Genomic DNA, 2,667 nt, shown 5'->3' on the forward strand with positions numbered 1-2,667 from the left:
AGGGTGCCCGGTCAGGCGGCGCAACGCCGTACAGGGCTTTGTGAGGATTGCTATATTTCTTTCAAAATCCCGTCGTCGGGCATTGCCGCGGAACAAAGTTGTGAAATTGTGAAAACCGGTTATAAAATGCGATGAACTGCACAGAGAAACTGTGATTTCTTGTGGAAAAATGTTTCCTGGCAGCCATTCATAAAATCAAACGGGAGCAAACGATGAAAATTCTGGCGGTATGCGGTTTTGGCATGGGCAGCTCGATGGTGCTGCGTTTTACGATTGAAAAGGCGGTCGCCGCGCTTGGCATGGATGCCGAGGTGGAGCACACCGATTTGGCATCGGTGGTGGGAATGCCGGCGGATGTGATTTTGACCAGCCCTGAGCTGGTCAATCAGCTCAAAGGCTCCGTGCAGGCGCAGGTTTTGCCCGTCCGCAATTACACCGACAAAAATGAAGTGCAGGCACTGCTTGCCAGCGTGTTGGGAGGTGCGGCATGAGCGCGTTTTTCGGCAGCCTCGGCAGCTTCATTCTTGACAACATCCTGCGCAACGCCGCCGTCTTGCTCGGCCTGATTGCGATGCTGGGCCTGCTTCTGCAACGCAAGGGCGTTGCAGACGTGGTCAAGGGTTCGCTGATGGCGGCGTTTGGCATGGTGATTCTCACCGAGGGCGTCTCCGTGCTGATTGGCACGATTGCGCCGATTAACGCCGCCGTGCAAAGCAGCATGGGGCTTGCGGGCGACGCGGCAGCAACGCCACCTGACGCCGCCTTTACTGCCGAATATGGCGGCATCGTCGGCTTGAGTATGTTTTTCGGCCTGCTGCTGCACCTGCTCATCGCCCGCTTTACCCCGGTTAAAACGGTGTTTCTCACCGGGCATATGCTGTGGTGGTTCCCGTTTGTCATCGTCGCGGGCGGAGTAGAAGCCGGACTTGGCGGCACGCGGCTGATTGCGCTTGCTGCGGTGTTGTCCGCGCTGTACTGGTCGCTGATGCCGTGGCTGATGCGCCGCTTTGTCTGGGATGCGACGGGTGATGAAAGTTTCCTTATCGGCCACCCGACCGGGATTCTCTCGCTATTCTCCGGCTATGTGGCAAAAGTATTCGGCAACAAGGCGCGTTCTACCGAAGATTTGCAATTGCCACCGAACCTTTCCTTTTTCCGCGAGATTGCCATTTGTGGCGCGCTGGTGATGCTGCTGATATATCTCGTCGCCGGATTGTTTTTACCCGCGCTCGTGCCAGAAGGAAAAACCCTCTTTTTTGTCGCCATTGATGCCGGATTGAAATTTGCCGCCGGACTTTTGGTCATGCTCTACGGGGTACGGATGTTAATCAGCCAGATTATTCCGGCATTCAAGGGCGTGGCAGAAAAAATCGTTCCCGGTGCGAAGCCCGCATTTGACGTCCCCATTCTGTTTGGCTACCGCCCCAATGCCGTCATCATTGGCTTTGTCGTTGCCATGCTGACTTCCACCGTATTGGTGCTAATCGTCAATTACTTTAACGTCTTCGGCGTATTGCTGTTGCCGCTGGTCATTACCAGTTTCTTTGAATGCGGCGGTGCGGCCGTTATTGGCGAAGGCCAGGGCGGATTGCGTGGTGCGGTTGCGGGTAGCGTGGCGGCAGCGGTGCTGATGATTGTGCTGGTGGGCATTTCCGCCGCGCTGTACAGCCATAGCATTCAAAACTGGATATTGATATTCGGCGGCAATGATTTGTCATTAACCGGCATTATCGCCTATTACCTCGGCCTGATATTTGGAGGCTGAATGTACGCCTACCCAAAAGCCATCCTTGCCATGCTGGAAGAAACCTTCACGGCAGAAGGCGAATCTATTGAAAAAACCGTAGCGGCATTATGCGCCGCCATTACCGAAAAACGCGCCATTTATATTTTTGGCGCGAGCCATGCGGGCATTCTTGCCGAAGAAATGTATTACCGCGCGGGCGGGCTGATGCTGATTAACCCCATCTTTGGCAGCGAGATTATGCTCAACCGCGCGCCCGTTACCGTAACCAGCCGCATGGAGCAACTGGAAGGCTATGGCACGGTATTGGCGGAAGGTGTCGATTTTCATGCGGGCGACGTGCTGATTGTCCATTCCGTATCCGGACGCAATGCGGTGGCCATAGATTTGGTACTGGCCGCGCGTGCCAAAGGCGTACAAATTATCGCGCTGACCAACCTGCGCTATTCGCAAAGCGTGACCAGCCGCCATTCCAGCGGCAAGCGCCTGTTTGAACTCGCCGATATTGTGCTGGACAATCACGGCGTCATCGGCGATGCAGTGTGCGAACTGCCCGGCGTGACGCAAAAAGTCGGACCGGCTTCAACCGTGGTCGGCGCGGCGCTGTTGAACACCATCGTGGTGGAAGTCTGCCAGCGTCTTGTCGCAGGAGGGATGCAGCATCCGCCGGTGTTTTATTCGGCAAATCTTGACGGCGGCGCGGCACGCAACCAGGCGCTGGCAGAGGAATACCGCGACGTCATCCGCTATCGGCTGTGAGCGCTGGTTTCTGTCGTAAAGCCTGCTGCATGGGCTTTATGTTGTTGGGCGTTTGAATGGCTGCGCCCTACCCTACCTCTATGACCCTGCTCTTTCCGCGCCGCATCACCCGCTTCCTCCTCTCGCTCATTTACGCCGCCTTCTTCGCCTGGGCGACGTGGATG

The 2,667-nt window shown here is 56.1% G+C and carries 3 protein-coding genes; all 3 read left to right on the plus strand.

The window, feature by feature from the left end; translation table 11 throughout:
* Positions 1-212 precede the first annotated feature (212 nt).
* Genes Q0349_RS04970 through Q0349_RS04980 form a run of 3 tightly spaced genes read left to right on the plus strand, consistent with a single transcriptional unit; the run spans position 213 to position 2,503 of the window.
* Positions 213-491 (plus strand): PTS sugar transporter subunit IIB, encoded by a 279-nt coding sequence (locus tag Q0349_RS04970; RefSeq protein ID WP_298079776.1) that lies wholly within the window; start codon positions 213-215, stop codon positions 489-491.
* Entirely contained in the window at positions 488-1,765 is a 1,278-nt protein-coding gene (locus tag Q0349_RS04975; RefSeq protein ID WP_298079777.1) for a PTS ascorbate transporter subunit IIC, read from the plus strand. The genes Q0349_RS04970 and Q0349_RS04975 overlap by 4 nt, the downstream gene beginning before the upstream one ends.
* Positions 1,766-2,503 (plus strand): SIS domain-containing protein, encoded by a 738-nt coding sequence (locus Q0349_RS04980; protein ID WP_298079778.1) that lies wholly within the window; start codon positions 1,766-1,768, stop codon positions 2,501-2,503. It begins immediately after the preceding gene.
* The last annotated feature ends 164 nt before the right edge of the window (positions 2,504-2,667 follow it).

Source organism: uncultured Cardiobacterium sp., from assembly GCF_938028185.1.
Lineage (GTDB): Bacteria > Pseudomonadota > Gammaproteobacteria > Cardiobacteriales > Cardiobacteriaceae > Cardiobacterium.

What these genes read in the sequence shown, in the direction of transcription:
- Q0349_RS04970 (WP_298079776.1), top strand. Translation starts at nt 213, where the DNA reads ATGAAAATTCTGGCGGTATGCGGTTTTGGCATGGGCAGCTCGATGGTG.
- Q0349_RS04975 (WP_298079777.1), top strand. Translation starts at nt 488, where the DNA reads ATGAGCGCGTTTTTCGGCAGCCTCGGCAGCTTCATTCTTGACAACATC.
- Q0349_RS04980 (WP_298079778.1), top strand. Translation starts at nt 1,766, where the DNA reads ATGTACGCCTACCCAAAAGCCATCCTTGCCATGCTGGAAGAAACCTTC.